The sequence below is a fragment of the Mesorhizobium sp. RCAM 06353 genome, from assembly GCF_059683585.1.
The window spans coordinates 88,077-105,846 of record NZ_CM185031.1 but is presented as its reverse complement, the minus strand read 5'-3'; the positions used below and the strand labels follow the sequence as shown (position 1 = coordinate 105,846).

General features: G+C 63.9%; 12 protein-coding genes. 9 read left to right on the top strand and 3 right to left on the bottom strand.

The window, feature by feature from the left end; translation table 11 throughout:
* Positions 1 to 12 precede the first annotated feature (12 nt).
* The 6 genes from AC56QX_RS00385 (at position 13) to AC56QX_RS00360 (ending at position 11,493) form a co-directional block, all read left to right on the top strand.
* Positions 13 to 3,876 (top strand): caspase family protein, encoded by a 3,864-nt coding sequence (locus AC56QX_RS00385; RefSeq protein WP_497113170.1) that lies wholly within the window; start codon positions 13 to 15, stop codon positions 3,874 to 3,876.
* Between the two features lie 175 nt (positions 3,877 to 4,051).
* Positions 4,052 to 7,861 (top strand): methionine synthase, encoded by a 3,810-nt coding sequence (gene metH, locus AC56QX_RS00380; RefSeq protein WP_497113169.1) that lies wholly within the window; start codon positions 4,052 to 4,054, stop codon positions 7,859 to 7,861.
* Between the two features lie 137 nt (positions 7,862 to 7,998).
* A complete protein-coding gene (locus AC56QX_RS00375; protein ID WP_497113167.1) occupies positions 7,999 to 9,393 on the top strand; it encodes a multicopper oxidase family protein in 1,395 nt (464 codons plus the stop codon).
* Positions 9,394 to 9,478: 85 nt separating this feature from the next.
* Positions 9,479 to 10,792 (top strand): NAD(P)H-dependent oxidoreductase, encoded by a 1,314-nt coding sequence (locus AC56QX_RS00370; RefSeq protein WP_497118053.1) that lies wholly within the window; start codon positions 9,479 to 9,481, stop codon positions 10,790 to 10,792.
* A gap of 66 nt (positions 10,793 to 10,858) precedes the next feature.
* Entirely contained in the window at positions 10,859 to 11,101 is a 243-nt protein-coding gene (locus tag AC56QX_RS00365; protein ID WP_095198218.1) for a type II toxin-antitoxin system VapB family antitoxin, read from the top strand.
* Complete coding sequence (locus AC56QX_RS00360; protein WP_497113164.1) at positions 11,101 to 11,493, top strand: type II toxin-antitoxin system VapC family toxin; 393 nt, start codon at positions 11,101 to 11,103, stop codon at positions 11,491 to 11,493. The genes AC56QX_RS00365 and AC56QX_RS00360 overlap by 1 nt, the downstream gene beginning before the upstream one ends.
* A gap of 12 nt (positions 11,494 to 11,505) precedes the next feature.
* On the opposite strand, the gene proC is transcribed toward AC56QX_RS00360, so the two are convergent.
* From proC to AC56QX_RS00345, 3 genes are read right to left on the bottom strand one after another with little or no spacing between them, the layout of a single operon-like run.
* Complete coding sequence (gene proC / locus AC56QX_RS00355; RefSeq protein ID WP_497113162.1) at positions 11,506 to 12,321, bottom strand: pyrroline-5-carboxylate reductase; 816 nt, start codon at positions 12,319 to 12,321, stop codon at positions 11,506 to 11,508.
* A gap of 60 nt (positions 12,322 to 12,381) precedes the next feature.
* Positions 12,382 to 13,710 (bottom strand): O-antigen ligase family protein, encoded by a 1,329-nt coding sequence (locus tag AC56QX_RS00350; protein ID WP_497113161.1) that lies wholly within the window; start codon positions 13,708 to 13,710, stop codon positions 12,382 to 12,384.
* A complete protein-coding gene (locus AC56QX_RS00345; protein ID WP_497113158.1) occupies positions 13,679 to 14,677 on the bottom strand; it encodes a glycosyltransferase family 2 protein in 999 nt (332 codons plus the stop codon). Before AC56QX_RS00345 ends, AC56QX_RS00350 begins: the two co-directional genes overlap by 32 nt.
* Positions 14,678 to 14,847: 170 nt before the next feature.
* On the opposite strand from AC56QX_RS00345, the gene AC56QX_RS00340 reads away from it, so the two are divergent.
* The 3 genes from AC56QX_RS00340 to AC56QX_RS00330 are packed head-to-tail and all read left to right on the top strand — an operon-like array spanning position 14,848 to position 17,737.
* On the top strand, positions 14,848 to 16,020 hold the full coding sequence (locus AC56QX_RS00340; RefSeq protein WP_497113157.1) for a glycosyltransferase family 4 protein: 1,173 nt from the start codon (positions 14,848 to 14,850) through the stop codon (positions 16,018 to 16,020).
* Complete coding sequence (locus AC56QX_RS00335) at positions 16,017 to 16,811, top strand: WecB/TagA/CpsF family glycosyltransferase (RefSeq protein WP_497113156.1); 795 nt, start codon at positions 16,017 to 16,019, stop codon at positions 16,809 to 16,811. The genes AC56QX_RS00340 and AC56QX_RS00335 overlap by 4 nt, the downstream gene beginning before the upstream one ends.
* Positions 16,808 to 17,737, top strand: a complete 930-nt coding sequence (locus AC56QX_RS00330) for a DUF6492 family protein (protein WP_497113155.1) — start codon at positions 16,808 to 16,810, stop codon at positions 17,735 to 17,737. The genes AC56QX_RS00335 and AC56QX_RS00330 overlap by 4 nt, the downstream gene beginning before the upstream one ends.
* Positions 17,738 to 17,770 lie beyond the last annotated feature (33 nt).

The window sequence follows — 17,770 nt, the reverse complement described above, 5'->3', positions numbered from 1 at the left end:
CGGTTTGGGCGAATGACCGTCGAAAGGGTGCGCATATGCGTGGCGGTTGCCGCGGCACTTATGCTGTGCCTGTGCACGCTGGTCCCGGCTCATGCCGAGGAGCCGAAGGCGCTGAAAGGCGTCGCGCTGATCATCGGCCAGTCCGACTACAAGCACGTCGGCAAACTGCCCAATCCCGAAAATGATGCTCGCGCCATCGAGGAAATGTTCGACAAGCTCGGCTTCGAGACGACCGTGGCCACCAACCGCGACGCGCGCAAATTGCGGCGCGATCTCGAAGGCTTCGTCGACGATGCCGAAGGTGCCGACGTAGCCGTGATCTATTATTCCGGTCATGGCATCGAGGCCGGCGGCGAGAACTTTTTGGTGCCTGTCGATGCCGATATTTCGGCGCTCGACGATGCCGGCGAGAAGCTGGTGCCGCTGTCATCGATCGTCGCCGAACTCAAGGCCAAGGTGCCGGTCACCATCGTGCTGCTTGACGCCTGCCGCAACGATCCGTTCCCGCCGGGCACGCTGCTGAAACTGGCGCCAGGCGATGACGGCAAGCCGATCAGCGCCGGCGGTCTCGGCGAAACGCGCAGCGTCGTCGCGTTGAAGAGCAGCGCGCCGGCCAAAGGCTCGGCCGACGACAGCCTTGGCCAGGTCATCGGCTTTGCCGCCGAGCCCGGCAAGGTGGCACTCGACGGGCCGGCCGACGGCAACAGCCCTTATGCGGCGGCGATCCTGCGCCACATCGACACGATGGGCGGCGAGGAATTCGGCACCGTGCTGCGCATGATCGGCGAAGAGGTCTACCTCAAGACCAATGGCCAGCAGCGGCCATGGGTCAATGAGAGCCTGCGTCGGCTGCTCTATTTCGGCACGCCGGCCGAAGCCCCCAAGGGCGATGAAGGCGACATCCTGACCGAGCGCCGCCGGCTGCTGCTCACCATCTCGACCCTGCCCGATCCCGAACGTCGCCAGATCGAGACTATCTCGCGTGATGGCGGCGTGCCGATGGACGCGCTCTATGCCATGCTGAAGACACTCGGCACCGACACGCCGAAAGACCCGGCCGAACTCGACAAATTGCTGCGCGGCCAGACCGAGCGGCTGAAGCAGGTGCTGGCCGAGCAGGCGGCGCTGAAGAGCCAGGATCCGGAGATCGTCCGGCTGTCGAAACTGGCCGACCAGGCAGTGCGCGAAGGCGCGCTCGACGCCGCCAGGAAATTCCACGAACAGGCCAAAGCGCGCGTCGGCGAATTGTCAAACACGGTCGACAAGGCCGAAGCGGATCTCAAGGCACGCCGGCTGGAATTTGCGGGAGTTTTTGGCGACAGCGCAAAGACCTACGAAATCTCCTTCAAGTTTCAGGAAGCGGCCCAGGACTACGGCAAGGCCTATGAGCAGGCTGAGAAATGGGACGATGAGGACGCCTGGTACTACAAGGCGGCAGAGGCCAACGCGCTTTCCCAGCAAGGCACTTTCTCCGGCGACAACGCGTTTCTGACACAGGCCATCGCGGCCTATGAAAAGAGCCTGACCTACGTGTTGCCGGAAAAAAATCCACGGCAATGGGCAGCCACCCAGAACAACCTCGCCACCACGCTCTCGACACTGGGCGAGCGCGAGGCCGGGCGCGAAAACCTCGACAAGGCGGCGACCGCCTTCGAGCAGGCGCTGACGGTCTATACGCGGGAAACTTATCCGGACGATTGGGCCTCCACCTCAGGCAATCTCGGCACCGTCTATTGGCGGCTCGGCCAGCGCGAGACCGGCACTGCGCTGCTCGACAAGGCGGTCGCCACCTTCCGCGCGGCGCTCGAGGTGCAGGGGTCGAAGAAGGTGCCGTTGGAATGGGCGGCGACCCAGAACAATCTCGGCATCGTGCTGTCGGAACTCGGCGAGCGCGAGACGACCAGCGACAGTTTCCGCGCCGCCATCGAGGCGCATGGCGCCGCGTTGACGCAATACAGCCGCGAGCGCGTCCCTCTCGATTGGGCGTTGAGTGAGGTCAATCTCGGTGCGGCGCTGTTTCGCCTCGGGGCTCGCGAAAAGGATGTTGCGACGCTTAAGCAGTCGGTTGCCGCCTACCGGGCAGCGACCGAGGAAATGACGCACGACCGCGCGCCGGCGCAATGGGCGACGATTGAGAACAATATGAGCTCGGCGCTGGAGACGATCGGCGAGATCAATGGCGACATCCCGACGCTGCAGCATGCCCGCGAAGCGGCGGAAGCCGCACTCACCGTGTGGACACGCGAGCATGCGCCGGCAAGCTGGGCCAACGGCCAGCTGACGCTCGGCAATGCCTTGCAGCGCCTTGGCGTGAAGCAGGACGACAACGCGACGCTGCTCAAGGCGGTGTCCGCCTATGAGGCCGCGCTCTCGGAATATCCACGTGAAAAGCTGCCGCTCGACTGGGCCTCGCTGCAGCAGAATCTGGGCTCGGCCTATGCCTCGCTCGGCGATCGCGACACCGGTATCGACTATCTGCAGAAGTCGGCAATGGCCTATCGCAGCGCATCGGAAGTTTACACGGCTACAGCCGCGCCCACCGAGTTCGCGTCCATCGAGCACGGTCTCGGTAGCACGCTGTCGACCTGGGGCGATCGTGCCGGCGACAGAGCGGTGCTCGAACAGGCAGTCGCCGCCTATGACGCCGCGCTCACCGTGCGGACCAAGGATAATGCGCCGAAGGATTGGGCCAAGACGCAGTACCGGCTGGGCGCGGCGCTTTCCATGCTGGGCAAATCCAGCGACGGCCCGACCGAGGCGCTTGAACGCTCGGTGACGGCCTACCGAGCGGCCCTTGAAGTACAGACCCGCGACAGCGATCCCGACGCCTGGGCCGCCACGCAATGGGGGCTGGGCCATGTGCTCTTGGTGCTGGGCGACCGGGTGCAGGATGGCGCCGATTTCAAGCAGTCGGTGACGGCGCTCGAATCGGCCTTGCCGTTCTATGACCTTGCCAGCGCGCCACAGGATCACGCCCAACTGCAGAACGATCTCGGCAGCGCCTATTACTACCTCGCCGGCGCGAGCAATGATCCGTCGCTCTACCAGAAGGCGGCGACGGCGCATGAAGCGGCGCTTGCCGTCTATGCCACGCTGCCGGACCGTACACTCTGGGCCTCGGTCGAGGGCGATCTCGGCAATGCGCGCATGATGCAGGCGAGTGCCGCTTCCGATCCAGACAACATGGCGAAGTCCGTGCAGGCCTATGAGGCGGCACTGACGGTCACGACCCCAGACAAGGACGCCGATGGCTGGACCCGCAACCAGTCCAATCTGGCGAGCGCCCTGTCGTCGCTGGGCTATTGGCGCAACGACGTCGCGTTGCTGAAACGCTCGGCCGGTATCTACCGCAGCATACAGGCCGTGCGCACCCGGGCTCGCGATCCAGAGCGTTGGGCGACCACACAGGGGAACCTTGCCAATGTGCTGAGCATGATCGCGGCGAGGGAACCTTCGCCTGATGTGTTCGACGAGGCGATCGCCGTCAACCGGGCGCTGGCCGACGAGGTCGGCCGCGACCGCGACCCCGACCGCTGGGCGAGCCTGCAGAACGAGGTCGGCTATGCCATGACGATGGCCGGTCGTTCTGAAAACAACGTCGCCCGTTTCGAGGAAGCAGTGCCGATCCTGCGCGAGGCGATTGCCGTGCAGAAGAAGATCAATTCGGTTCCGGCCGTCGCCTTCACCGAGGACAGCCTGTGCGACGTGCTGACCGATTTGGGCACGGCCCGCAAGGACAAGGCGCTGGCTGAGGAGGCGATCACCGCTTGTCAGGACGCGCTTGTCATCTTCAGGGACCGCAAGATGGACGATCTCACCGCCGGCTCCGAGAAGAACCTTGCCGAGGCCCAAGCCTTGCTGGCCGACTTGCACTGACACAGGAGTGCCGCGTGTCCAGTTGGACGTGCAAAGGACGCCCCGGCAAAGGTCGTTTTGACGTTTGTTGCTCTGGCACCTGCAATGGCGCGTGACACCGTTCAGTGGGAGGCGTATATTGACATAAAGATATCCTTATGTGACATGGACGAACTTGTCGCCCAAAGGATAGAAGATGTCGCAGAATTATGCATCGCTGGATGACCTGTTCGGCCCTGTCGCGGCTAAGCCCGACGGTTCGGAAGTGCTCGCGGCGCTGACCGCGGCGGCGCGCGAGCGCATTCTCATTCTCGACGGCGCCATGGGCACGCAGATCCAGGGGCTTGGCTTCGACGAAGACCATTTCCGCGGCGATGCCTTCGCCGGCTGCGCCTGCCACCAGCAGGGAAACAACGACCTTCTGATCCTGACGCAGCCCGCCGCGATCGAGGAAATCCACTACCAATACGCGATTGCCGGCGCGGATATTCTCGAGACCAACACCTTCTCGTCGACCTCGATCGCCCAGGCCGATTACGGCATGGAGGATGCCGTCTATGCACTAAACCGCGACGGCGCGCGGCTGGTGCGCCGGGCGGCGAAGCGGGCTGAGCAGGAAGACGGCAAGCGCCGTTTCGTCGCCGGCGCGCTCGGGCCAACCAACCGCACCGCCTCGATGTCGCCCGACGTCAACAATCCCGGCTATCGCGCGGTGACCTTCGACGAGTTGCGGCTTGCCTATGGCGAGCAGCTGCGCGGCCTGATCGACGGCAGCGCCGACATCATCCTGATCGAGACCATCTTCGACACGCTGAACGCCAAGGCGGCGATCTTCGCTTGCAACGAGATATTCATCGAGAAGGGCGTGCATCTGCCGGTGATGATCTCGGGCACCATCACCGACCTTTCCGGCCGCACACTGTCGGGCCAGACGCCGACGGCGTTCTGGCATTCGGTGCGCCATGCCAGCCCGTTCACCATCGGCCTCAACTGCGCGCTCGGCGCCAACGCCATGCGCGCGCACTTGGCAGAAATATCCGGTGCAGCAGACACCTTCGTCTGCGCCTATCCGAATGCCGGCCTGCCCAATGAATTCGGCAGATATGACGAGAGCCCGGCCTTCATGGCCGCGCAGATCGAGGACTTTGCGCGCGAGGGGCTGGTCAATGTCGTCGGCGGCTGCTGCGGCTCGACGCCGGACCATATCCGCGCCATCGCCGAGGCAGTCAAAAAGTACCCGCCGCGCGCCATTCCAGAGATCGAGCGCAAGATGCGCCTGTCCGGACTGGAGCCGTTCACGCTTACGGACGAGATCCCCTTCGTCAACGTCGGCGAGCGCACCAACGTCACTGGCTCTGCCAAGTTCAGGAAGCTGATCACGGCGGGCGATTATGTTCCCGCGCTCGACGTGGCGCGCGATCAGGTCGCCAATGGCGCGCAGATCATCGACATCAACATGGATGAGGGCCTGATCGATTCCAAGAAGGCGATGGTCGATTATCTCAACCTGATCGCCGCCGAGCCGGACATCGCCCGTGTCCCTGTCATGGTCGACAGTTCGAAATGGGAGATCATCGAGGCGGGCTTGAAATGCGTGCAGGGCAAACCGCTGGTCAACTCCATCTCGATGAAGGAAGGCGAGGAAGCGTTCCTGCATCATGCCAGGCTGGTGCGAGCCTACGGCGCGGCGGTGGTCGTCATGGCCTTCGACGAGGCCGGCCAGGCCGACACCAAGGCGCGCAAGGTCGAGATCTGCACCCGCGCTTACAAGCTCTTGACCGAACAGGCCGGCTTTCCGCCCGAGGATATCGTCTTCGACCCCAACGTCTTCGCGGTCGCCACCGGCATTGAGGAGCATGACAATTACGGCGTCGACTTCATCGAGGCCGCCGGCGAGATCACTTCGACGCTGCCGCATGTCCACATTTCCGGCGGCGTGTCGAACCTGTCCTTCTCGTTTCGCGGCAACGAGCCGGTGCGCGAAGCGATGCACGCGGTGTTCCTCTACCATGCCATCCAGCGCGGCATGGACATGGGCATCGTCAATGCCGGTCAGCTGGCCGTCTATGACACGATCGAGCCGGGGCTGCGCGCGGCCTGCGAGGATGTAGTGCTCAACCGTGTGCCGAGCGCTGGCGGCACCGCAACCGAGCGCATGCTGGAGATCGCCGAACGCTTCAAGGGCACGGCCGGCAAGGAAGCCAAGGAGCGCGACCTCGCCTGGCGCGAATGGACGGTCGAGCAGCGGATTTCGCATGCGCTGGTCAATGGCATCACCGAATTCATCGACGCCGACACCGAGGAAGCGCGGTTGGCGGCCGAGCGCCCGCTGCATGTCATCGAAGGCCCGCTGATGGCCGGCATGAATGTCGTCGGCGACCTGTTCGGCGCCGGAAAAATGTTCCTGCCGCAAGTGGTGAAGTCGGCGCGGGTGATGAAGCAGGCGGTTGCGGGTTTGCTGCCGCATATGGAGGCCGAGAAACTGGCCAACGCCGCCAACGGCATCGACAATGGCGAGCGCCAGACGGCCGGCAAAATCCTGATGGCGACGGTCAAGGGCGACGTCCACGACATCGGCAAGAACATCGTCGGCGTGGTTCTCGCCTGCAACAATTACGAGATCATCGATCTCGGTGTCATGGTGCCGGCGGCGAAAATCCTGCAGACGGCGCGCGAGCAAAATGTCGACATCATCGGCTTGTCCGGTCTGATCACGCCGTCGCTGGACGAGATGGTGCACATGGCCGCCGAGATGGAGCGCGAAGGCTTCGACATTCCGCTGCTGATCGGCGGCGCCACGACCAGCCGTGTACACACGGCGGTGAAGATCCATCCGCGCTACAGCAAGGGGCAGACGGTTTATGTCACCGACGCCAGTCGGGCGGTGGGCGTGGTGTCATCCCTTTTGTCGAACGAGACCAAGGGTGCCTTTGTCGACACGGTGCGGGCCGAGTACAAGAAGGTTGCCGACGCCCATGCCCGCTCCGAGGCCGACAAGCAGCGGCTGCCGCTGGCCAAGGCGAGGGCCAACGCGCACAAGGTCGATTGGTCGGCCTACCAGCCGCCGAAGCCGTCTTTCACCGGCGTAAAAGTGTTCGAGAACTGGGACCTGACCGAGCTTGCGCGCTACATCGACTGGACGCCGTTCTTCCAGACTTGGGAGCTGAAGGGCCGCTACCCCAAAATCCTCGAGGATGAAGCGCAGGGATCCGCCGCGCGCCAGCTGTTCGAGGATGCGCAGGCGATGCTGAAGAAGATCATCACCGAAAAATGGTTCGCGCCGCGTGGCGTCATCGGCTTCTGGCCGGCCAATGCTGTTGGTGACGACATCAGGCTGTTCACGGACGAGGGCCGCTCGAAGGAATTGGCGACTTTCTTCACACTGCGCCAGCAACTGAGCAAGCGCGACGGCAAGGCCAATGTCGCGCTATCGGATTTCGTGGCACCGACCGAGAGCGGCAAGTCCGACTACATCGGCGGCTTCATCGTCACCGCCGGCATCGAGGAAGTGGCGATATCAGAGCGTTTCGAACGGGCCAACGATGATTACTCCTCGATCATGGTCAAGGCGCTGGCCGACCGCTTTGCCGAAGCCTTCGCCGAGCGCATGCACGAGAAGGTGCGCAAGGAATTCTGGGGCTATGCGGCCGACGAGAAGCTGGCGCCGGATGAGCTGATCGGCGAACCCTATCGCGGCATCCGCCCGGCGCCCGGTTATCCGGCGCAGCCAGACCATACCGAAAAGGCAACGCTGTTCCGGCTGCTCGATGGCGAGCGCAATGCCGGCGTCAGCCTGACCGAAAGCTACGCGATGTGGCCGGGCTCCTCGGTGTCGGGCATTTATCTGGCGCATCCCGAAAGCTACTATTTCGGCGTCGCCAAGGTCGAGCGCGATCAGGTTGAGGACTATGCTGTCCGCAAGGACATGCCCTTGGCTGAGGTCGAGCGCTGGCTCGGGCCGATCCTCAACTATGTGCCCGCGCAATATGCCGAGGCGGCGGAGTAGGGGCGGGAGGCTCTCTCGTCTCATCCTGCCGCTATGGCGAGACGCGATGTGCCAATATCGGCATTTGCACGGATTGCTGGCTCATGGTTCAAGGCGGCGATAGATACTGGGCAGCCGTCTTTGCAGTTGGAGCTTGAATGACCGTCCTTACACGCCGCAGGCTCTTGAAAACGGCCGCCATCGCTGGCGCCAGCGGGGTTGGGCTCTCGGCCATCGGCAGGCTTGGCAGTTGGGCCGCCGGCAGTCCGGAACCGGTGGTGCTGCAGACGGCGAAAATCCAGGCGAAGCTGATGGATGTCGGCCCGACCAACAATGTGCTGACCTATGGCAACGCCGGCATGCCGCCGGTGCTGAGGATGAAAAAGGGCGAGCCGTTCGCGGCGCGCCTGGTCAATGCCATTGATGATCCCACGACCATCCACTGGCACGGCATTCGCGTTCCAAACAAGATGGATGGCGTGCCCTTCCTGGTCCAGCCTTACGTCTACACCGGCGATCATTTCGACTACGCCTTTACCCCGCCCGACGCCGGCACCTTCTGGTATCACCCGCATTGCAACACGCTGGAGCAGATGGGCCACGGTCTCACCGGCGTGATCGTGGTCGAGAACCCCAGCGATCCGAAATTCGACGCCGAATTTGTCATCAATCTGCGCGATTGGCGCCTCGGCGACGACGGCCAGTTTATCGACCAGTTCCGGCCGCGCGATGCCGCGAGAACCGGCACCTACGGCACGGTGCGCACCACCAATTGGCTCGACCAGCCGCAATATGACGCGCCGGCCGGAGGCCTGGTGCGGCTGCGCGTCGCCATCACCGATGTCACCCGCATCTATGCCTTTCGTGTCGACGGTGCCGAGGCGACCGTGATGGCGCTGGATGGCAATCCGGTGCCTGAGCGCTTTTCACCCGATGCCTTGCTGCTTGGGCCGGGACAGCGCATGGAACTCGCCATCCGCATGCCCGATGACGAAGGCGCGATTGTCAGTCTGCGGGACGTCAGGGGCACCAAGCCCAAAATCCTGGCGACCGTGCGGGCGACAGGCAGTTCGCTCAAGCGCGACATCCGCGATGTTGCGCCGCTGGAGGTCAATCCGGTGGCGGATGTGGACCTCACAACCGCTCAGCATATTTCGCTGGCGCTCAGCGCCACGGCGGAAAACGTCCCGAGCGATGGTATCTGCGGTTCGCTTGGCTACAGTTTCTGGGCCATCAACAAGGTGCCGTGGCCTGGCGATACATCCGATCCGACCGCGCCGCTGGCTGAATTGAAGCTCGGCCAGAGCTATGTCATCGACATGGAGAACCTGACGCCGCAATCGCATCCGATGCATCTGCACGGCATGAGCTTCAAGGTGCTTTCGTCGTCGACGCGGCCGGTGCAGCCGTTGATTTCCGACACCTATCTCATCCAGCCCAACGAGAAGGTTCAGCTCGGCTTCGTCGCCGACAATCCCGGCGACTGGCTGCTGCATTGCCACATCATCGAGCACCAGAAATCGGGCATGACGAGCTACGTCAGGGTGGTTTGAGGCCACATCAGGCGGTTTCGTTGACAAGAGAGCGCGGTTTCCTGCTATTGCCGCCTCCAAATCAGGAACCATGGACATCTCCCGCATGACCAATGTCGCCTTGACCGGCCTTGCCCGCGATCTCGCCAGCCGTGCCGCCGAGGGCCGCCCGGTGCGCATCGGTGTCATCGGTTCGGGTGAAATGGGCACCGACCTCGTCACGCAAGGAATGCTGATGCCTGGCATTTCGGTTTGCGCCGTTTCCACCCGGCGGCCGCACACCGCGCGCGACGCCATTCGCATTGCCTATGGCGATGAGACGATGGCGGTCGAAGCCGACACCGCGTCGAAAGTCACCGCGGCAATCGAGGCCGGAAAAATCGCCATCACCTCAAATAAGATGCTGGTCACCAATCCATTGATCGACGTTGTCATCGACGCCACGGGAAAACCTGGTGTCGCCGCCGATTTCTGCCTGTCGGCGATGGAGCATGGCAAGCATCTGGTGATGATGAATGTCGAGGCCGACGTCACCATCGGCTGTTATCTCAAGCAACAGGCCGACCGGCTTGGCGTCGTCTATTCGGTTGGTGCCGGCGATGAGCCGTCGAGCTGCATGGAGCTGATCGAGTTCGCGTCGGCGCTCGGCCTGACCATCGTCTCGGCCGGCAAGGGCAAGAACAACCCGCTCAACCACGACGCCATGCCCGATGACTATCGCGAGGAGGCGATCCGCCGCAACATGAACCCGCGCATGCTGGTCGAGTTCGTCGACGGCTCCAAGACGATGGTCGAGATGTGCGCCATCGCCAACGCCACCGGCCTGGTGCCCGACGTGCCCGGCATGCACGGCCCCAAGGCCGACCGCGACGACCTCGTCAGGGTGCTCATCCCGCGCGAGGATGGCGGGCTCCTCACCAAGAAGGGCGTCGTCGACTACACCATAGGCAAGGGTGTGGCGCCCGGTGTCTTCGTCATCGTCGAGGCGACGCATCCGCGCATCATCGAGCGCATGGACGATTTGCATATCGGCCACGGTCCCTATTACAGCCTGTTCCGGCCCTATCATCTGACCTCGTTGGAAGTGCCGCTCACCGCGGCCCGCATCGTGCTGTTCGGCAAGCCCGACATGGTGCCGCTGCCCAGGCCGGTCGCCGAGGTCTGCGCGGTCGCCAAGCGGGATCTCGCCGCCGGCGAGACCTTCGATGCAATCGGCGAGACCTGCTACCGCTCCTGGACGATGACTGTCGGCGAAGCCCGCGCTCAGCGCGCCGTACCGGTCGGCCTGCTCGAGGGCGGCAAGGTGCTGAGGCCGGTCAGGAAAGGCGAATTGCTGACCGCCGACAATGCCGGGCCCGACCAGACGACGAGGCTGTTCGCCTTGCGCCGGCTGCAGGACGAGATGCTGTACGGAAAATAGGTCGCTATGGCGACGTCATGACAAATGCACTATGTTGTAGTGACAAATGTCGCTGAGGATCGACCAATGAATCTCCAGATCAGGGATCCGCGCGCGCGTGAACTGGCACGACGGCTCGCTGCCAAGCGCAAGATTTCCATGACCGAGGCGGTTATCGAAGCGCTTGAATCCGAATTGAAGCGGGAAAGCGGACGCATTCCCCTGGCGGAGCGGCTTGCTGCCATCGCAGAGGATTTGAAGGCCAAAGCTGGCCACGGCGGCCGGCCCGTAAGCAAGGACGAGATCGACGACATGTGGGGACATCCCTGATGTTCGTCGACACCTCCGTGGTCGTCGCAGTTCTTTCGGGAGAAGAGGATGCCGGCGAGTGGAGCAACCGCATCGCGGCAGCACCTCGCAAGATCACTTCCGCTCTGGTGGTGCTCGAAGCAGCGATGCGGCTTTCCACCATGCTAGCTGTCGAGCCGGTTGTCGCGGAAGCGGCGATAGAGGCGTTCCTTCGCGAGGCCGAAATCGAAATCGTGCCGATCGACGCCGGCGACGCCAAGCTCGCGATCCTGGCGTTTTCAGCCTACGGAAAAGGACGTGGGCATCCCGCGCAGCTCAACCTTGCCGATTGTTTGTCCTACGCTTGCGCAAAGAGCCATGGCTCAGTCTTGCTCTACAAGGGCAACGACTTTTCGCACACCGATCTTGCTTAGCGGGATTCCGCCTTATTTCCCCAGTTCTATCGACCTCAGCCGCGCTGCCTCCACGGCCTGAGTCAGCAGATTGGTCAGCCGGTCCTCGCCCATCAGCACGCCAAGGGCTGCCGCCGTCGTGCCGTTGGGGCTGGTGACCTGCTGGCGCAGCACGCCCGGGTCTTCGTGGCTTTCGGCGGCGAGCGAGGCAGCGCCGTAGACGGTCTGCATGGCCAGGAGCTTGGCGGTTGCCGCCGGCAGGCCCGCCTTCTCCGCGGCCACGGTCAGCGCTTCGATGAAATGGAAGATATAGGCCGGCCCAGATCCCGACACGGCGGTCACCGCATCCATCAGGCCTTCGTCGCCAATGGTGGCCACTTCGCCGCTTGCCGACAGCAGGTCGGCGACGAAACGCTTTGTATCATCGGACACGAGCGGGTTGGAAAACACCACCATCATGCCCTTGCCGATGGAAGCAGGCGTGTTGGGCATGCAGCGCACGATAGGCGCGCTGTTGCCAAGGATCTTCTCGAAGGTCGCCACCGGCGTTCCGGCGGCGATGCTGACAAAGGTGGTGCGGCCGTCGCCGAAGCGCTTGTAGGCGGCCGTCACCTCGCGGATCACCTGCGGCTTCACCGCGATGACGACGAGATCAGGCACGGCGTCAGCTGGAATGTCGCTGGCGTCAGCAGCCGTGGTACAGCCGAGTGCGGCGGCGCGCTGGCGTAGGTCGGTATTGGGCTCGACCACGAAAACCGCCGACGATGCCAGCTTGCCGGATTTCAGCCAGCCCGAGAGCATGGCGTAACCCATATTGCCGCAGCCGGCGAGAACAAGCCTGATCGTCATTGAAAGCCCTCCGAAGGAAGGCTTTGACATAGACGCTCGCGCTTCGCTGGGGAAGCCCCGTCAGTCCGGGTGGGAAGGGCTGCGCACCGCGATCGGCCGCAGCGACACTTGCCTCAGGCCAAGCACGCCGAGCACGAAGAACAGCCAGACCGGGTCGCCGCGATGGAAGAAGAAGCTTTCGAGGAAAGCGTTGAGCGCGGTGAACAGCACCACCATCATGAAGAAGTCGCCGAGAAAGATGTTTTCTCGGCGCAGCGGAATGCGCATGTAGTCGCGCAGCGGCGCGATGAGGAAAGTGTAGACCGCCACGCAAAGGGCAGGGATGCCCATCAGCACGGCAATGTCGAGATAGCCGTCATGGCCGTGCACGATGGTCCTGATGTCCCAGGGCCGGTCGAAGGGCTGGTCCTGGTTGAGCAGCAGCGGCGTGCCCCAGAAGCTTTCATAGCCGTAACCGGTCCATGGCTTCTTCGCCAGCATCGAGCCGGCGAACTCCCAAAGCGTCGTGCGGCCGGTATAGGTCATGTCGGGGAAATAGATCGCCGCCAGATGTTTGACCGGCGGCAGGAAGACGATGCCCAGCGTGCCCACCGCCGTCGCGATGATCGCCAGCGCAAACAGGATCGGCGTGCCGAGCCGCATACCCATCAGGCTCGGCAGCACCACGATCAGGATCGAGAACGGCACCAGGCCGGCAGTGGTCTTGGAGCCGGTGTGCAGCATGAAGATCATCGCCGCGCAGAAGATGCCCGCGCCCCACCAGCGTTGTCCGCGCCGGTAGAGATAGAGGCCGGCGAAACTGAGGCAGGCCATGATTGGGCCGGCGATGTTCTTGTGGGTGAACACGCCGCGCCACAGGCCCGCATGCTCGGGCTCTTGCGAATCGGCGGTGTGCATCGCCTCGTGCGGAAAGACGATGAGGCCGAGATAGGAAAGCCCCATGACCACGACGGCGGTGAAGATGATGACTTTCGAAAAGGATTCGGCATCGCGCGGCAGCGCCAGGATCGTCGCCATCGTCAGGATGCCGATCATGGTGAAGGACGCGGCGCGCATCGCCGAAGGCGGGTCGGTCGCCAGCACCACCGACAGAAAGAAGAAACCCAGCATCAGCACCCAGGACGGGCTGAGCAGCGAGCGCACGATGCGCGGATCGGCAAAGGCCATCAGCGAGAAGATCGAAACGGCGCCAAGCGAGCCGAAGCCGAGTTGGTTGACGATGTCGCCGCCGTCGCCGGTGAGTTCGGCGCCGGCCGGCTGGAACGGACGGAACGACACCATGATGACGGTGAACAGCAGTGCGGCGATCGCGGTCGCCACGCCGTCGCGCGTGAACGCGTCGCTGAGCGGGGCGCGCTCAGTTTTTCTCGGGCTGGCGATACTGCTCATTGGCATATCCAAATTCGGCCATCACGCGGCCGAGCGCCACATGGACGGGGTAGATGGCGATCGCCGGCGATCCGGTCCGCGCCAGCCGGATCAGGCCGCGAAAGGGCGCGGCGGCAAGCAGCGCCAGGCTCTTGGCGAACACTCTCGCGCCGGCCAGCGGTGTGCCGGCGCGTTTCTTCTTTTCGACCAGTGTCGAGATGACGCCGTTACGCAGGCTGCGGGCCCGGATCCAGTCGGCCTCGACACGCCGCGCCGGAACGGTTTCCTGCACCTTGGCTTCAGCACACCAGCCGAGCACAAAGCCCCGTTGCGCCGACTGGCTGAGAAAGTCGGAATCGCCGCCGCCCATGAAATTGAATCTGAGATCGAGGAAGGGCGGCCCCATGGCTGTGAGCACGTTTCGCCCGACCAGAAGATTGCCGGATGAATAGAGCGCCGGCACGCGTCCCGTCTCCTGGTAGGGCGGCGCGAAGACAGGGTGTCCGGCCCATTTGGCATGGGCGGGATCGGCGAAGACCGGCACCTGCGGACCGCCGACAATATCGGCGCCGAGCCTTTCGGCAGCCGCGCACATGCGTTCCAGCCAGTGCGGATCGGCGATCTCGTCATCGTCGATGACCAGCAGATGCCTGAAGTTCGGGAAATGCAGGATCGCCGTCTGCCAGCCGGCATTGTAGGCGCTGCAATTGCCGCGGTCATGCGCGATGATGACCATGCCCGGTATCTCGCCGCGTTCGAACAGCGGCAGCACCGCCTTGGCGCCTTCGCGCGCCTCGGCTTCGTTCTCCATGACGATCACGGCAAAGCGCCTGCCGGTCTGCTGCGCGCTGAGCGACGCCAGCGTGTCCAGCACCTGTTCGGGCCGCTTGAAGGTCGGCAAGGTGACGACCGCCTCGACAGCCTCCACGTCAAGCCGGGGAGACCGTCCCGCGATCGATACCGAACTATCCGATGGCAAAGGGATCATCCGTGTCCAGCCACATCTGAGTCGCGTTCTGGTAGCACCACGGTGATAAGGTTTCGTTAATCACCTTGCACGGAGAAGCCTGTCAGGCAGGGGCTTTCGGCCGCTGATTGTGCTCGCTTAATCAAGGGTTCACCGCGCTTTGCTACCGGGTGCAACACAGGATAGGTGAGATGCATCTGCTGTTCGCCACATCGATCGTGCCCGACGGTGCTCTCACCTCGGGCTACGAGATTGCCAACGCTGCGATCATCGCCGCCTTGCGGCGCGCTGGCGCGCGCGTCACGGTGATCGGCTTCACTTGGCCCGGGAAGGACACGGCCGACCCCGAAAACACCGTGGTGCTGGGTGCCATCGACGTCCGCACCGAAAGTGCCTCTGCGCTGCAAAAGCTCGCCTGGGTCGGCAAGGCGATGTTTTCGGGCCTCACCTTTGCATCGGTCAAGCTGCGTACGGTGTCCGACCGCGATGTGCAGGTCGCTCTCGAACAGGCCGGTCCGTTCGATGGCTATGTGCTGAATTCCGTACAATTCGCCGGCGCCTTCGAAAAGCTGTTCGAAGACCGGCCTTCAATCTTCGTCGCCCACAATGTCGAGCATCTCTCCGCGCGGGAAAACGCCGCTGCCGCCGGCGGTCTCTTCCAGCGCCTGCTGTTCCGCCGCGAGGCAAGGTTGCTCAAGGTCGTGGAAGAGCGCCTCTGCCGCCGCGCGCGCTTTGTCTTCACGCTGGCCGAGGAAGACCGCGCGGCCCTCGGCGTCGCCTCCGACGGCCGCTCCGCGGTGCTGCCGCTGGTGACCGGCGCCAAGGCGCCGACCCGGAAAGGCCCACGCCAGATCGACTACGACGCCGCTTTGATCGGCACCTGGACCTGGCGGCCGAACCGCATCGGCCTCGACTGGTTCCTGGGCAAGGTGGTGCCGCATCTGCGGCCCGGTTTCCGCATCCGCATCGCGGGCCATATGCCCTCCGGCGTCAGTTCGACGCATCCGGGTGTCGAGTTTGTCGGCCGTGTCCCTGATGCCAGGGCTTTCGTCTGCGGCGCGGCTGTCATCCCGCTGATCAGCACCGCCGGCAGCGGTGTGCAATTGAAGACCATCGAGACCTTCGAGCTTGGCCTGCCTTCGGTCGCCACCAGCCGCTCGCTGCGCGGTATCGACCATCGCCCCGACAATTGCGTCGTCACCGACGATCCAGCTGATTTCGCCGGGGCACTGGAGGCTGCGGCGGCCGATATGCGGGACGTCGATGGCAGCGCATTCCATCGCCAGCAGGTGAAGGCGCTCGATACCGCCATCCGGCATGGCTTGGAAAAACTAGGGGCGGTCAGGCAGGAGGTGTTTGCATGAACATGCACACCGCCCGCGCCGCCTTCGGGCTCGACAGCTTGAAGACGATCCTCGGCATCTCGGTGCTCGCCATCCGCTGGGGCGATGCCATCGCCTTGCTGAACCGCCTGATTGCCGAGCGTCGCTTCACCAAGGTCAGTTTCCTCAACGCCCACAATGCCAACATCGCCTGTACAGATCCTGTCTTCGCCGAGGCGCTCGACGATTTCCTCATCCTGCCGGACGGCATCGGCGTCGATCTCGCTGCCCAGCTTCTCTATGGCGCGCCATTTCCGGACAATCTCAACGGCACCGATTTCGTGCCGGCGTTCCTGCAGGCCTCGACGCGGCCGCTGACTGTCGGGCTGCTCGGCGCGACGCGTGTCAACGCCGAGGCGGCGTCGGTCAAGCTGGCCGCCCTTGCCGTGCAGCACAATTTCGTGGTGATTCATGACGGTTATTTCTCCGCCGAACAAGAGCCGGAGATCATCGGCCGGATCGCAGCGCTGCGGCCGGATATGCTGCTGGTCGCCATGGGCGTGCCGCGCCAGGAACTGTGGATCGCGCGCCACATCGACGAACGCCACTGCACCATGCCGGTCGCGGTCGGCGCGCTGCTCGATTTCCTGAGCGGCTCGGTGCCGCGCGCGCCGCTATGGATGCGCCGCCTGCGCCTGGAATGGCTGTTTCGGCTGGCGGTCGAGCCGGGCCGGCTCTGGCGCCGTTACGTGGTCGGCAATCCTGTGTTCCTGTGGCGGGTCGTCAAGCAGAGATGGTCGCATGGAGCCGACACGGCCGGAGAACTCCGTTGAACAAGCGGTTCGTTCCAGACGACCTTGCCGGCCCGGGCCCGGGCCTGTTGCCGAAGACGCCGACGGCGGCGGTGGTGACGGCAAGCTACGCGCCGGATTTCGAGCGCTGCCTCCTGTTGTGCGAGACCCTTGACCGGCATGTCTCGGGTGCCGCGCACCACTACATCCTGGTCGAACATCGCGACGTCGCGCTTTTCCGTCAGTTGGAGACCAGCCGGCGCTCTGTCGTCGATGAGCGTGGCCTGCTGCCGCGCTGGCTGCGCGCTTTCGACGATCCGCTCAGCCTGTTTCGCCGCCGCGTCTGGCTCAGCCTGAAGACGCAGCCGCTGCGCGGCTGGCACGTGCAGCAGCTGCGCCGTATCGCTATCGCATCGCATGCCAAGGAAGACGTTCTGATCTTCTGCGATTCCGACGTCGCTTTCCTGAAGGCGTTCGACTGCGCCGCTTTCTGGCGCGACGGCAGGGCGCGGCTGTTCCGCCGCGACGGCGTGCTTGCGGATGACGGTCACGACGAGCATCGCATCTGGTCGCGCAATGCCGGTTCGGCACTCGGCATCGACCCGTCCCGCACATCGACCCACGACTATATTTCGACGCTGATCGCTTGGCGCCGCGACACCGTGCTTGCCATGTGCGGACAGATCGAGAAGGTGCATGGCCGCGACTGGGTCGAGGTCGTCGGCTCGGCGCGCAAATTCTCCGAATGCATGATCTATGGCCGCTATGTCGACGATCTGCTCGACGGCACCGGCCACTTCCACGGTTCGGAAGAATTCTGCCGCGTCCACTGGACGGGCGAGGCGTTGTCGGACGACGAGTTCCGCCGCTTCGTTGCCGGCATGGCGCCGGAGCAGGTGGCGATCGGCATGCAATCCTTCATCGGCACAGATATCGGCCGTATCCGCCGCCTGATCGGATTGGATTAACCTACGCAGGAATTCAGGTCAGGCGGCCTCATC

Coding starts and splice junctions, on each gene's coding strand:
- AC56QX_RS00375 (WP_497113167.1), top strand. CDS start 7,999: ATGACCGTCCTTACACGCCGCAGGCTCTTGAAAACGGCCGCCATCGCT.
- AC56QX_RS00350 (WP_497113161.1), bottom strand. CDS start 13,710: ATGAGCAGTATCGCCAGCCCGAGAAAAACTGAGCGCGCCCCGCTCAGC.
- metH (WP_497113169.1), top strand. CDS start 4,052: ATGTCGCAGAATTATGCATCGCTGGATGACCTGTTCGGCCCTGTCGCG.
- AC56QX_RS00365 (WP_095198218.1), top strand. CDS start 10,859: ATGAATCTCCAGATCAGGGATCCGCGCGCGCGTGAACTGGCACGACGG.
- AC56QX_RS00385 (WP_497113170.1), top strand. CDS start 13: ATGACCGTCGAAAGGGTGCGCATATGCGTGGCGGTTGCCGCGGCACTT.
- AC56QX_RS00360 (WP_497113164.1), top strand. CDS start 11,101: ATGTTCGTCGACACCTCCGTGGTCGTCGCAGTTCTTTCGGGAGAAGAG.
- AC56QX_RS00370 (WP_497118053.1), top strand. CDS start 9,479: ATGACCAATGTCGCCTTGACCGGCCTTGCCCGCGATCTCGCCAGCCGT.
- AC56QX_RS00340 (WP_497113157.1), top strand. CDS start 14,848: ATGCATCTGCTGTTCGCCACATCGATCGTGCCCGACGGTGCTCTCACC.
- AC56QX_RS00345 (WP_497113158.1), bottom strand. CDS start 14,677: ATGATCCCTTTGCCATCGGATAGTTCGGTATCGATCGCGGGACGGTCT.
- proC (WP_497113162.1), bottom strand. CDS start 12,321: ATGACGATCAGGCTTGTTCTCGCCGGCTGCGGCAATATGGGTTACGCC.
- AC56QX_RS00335 (WP_497113156.1), top strand. CDS start 16,017: ATGAACATGCACACCGCCCGCGCCGCCTTCGGGCTCGACAGCTTGAAG.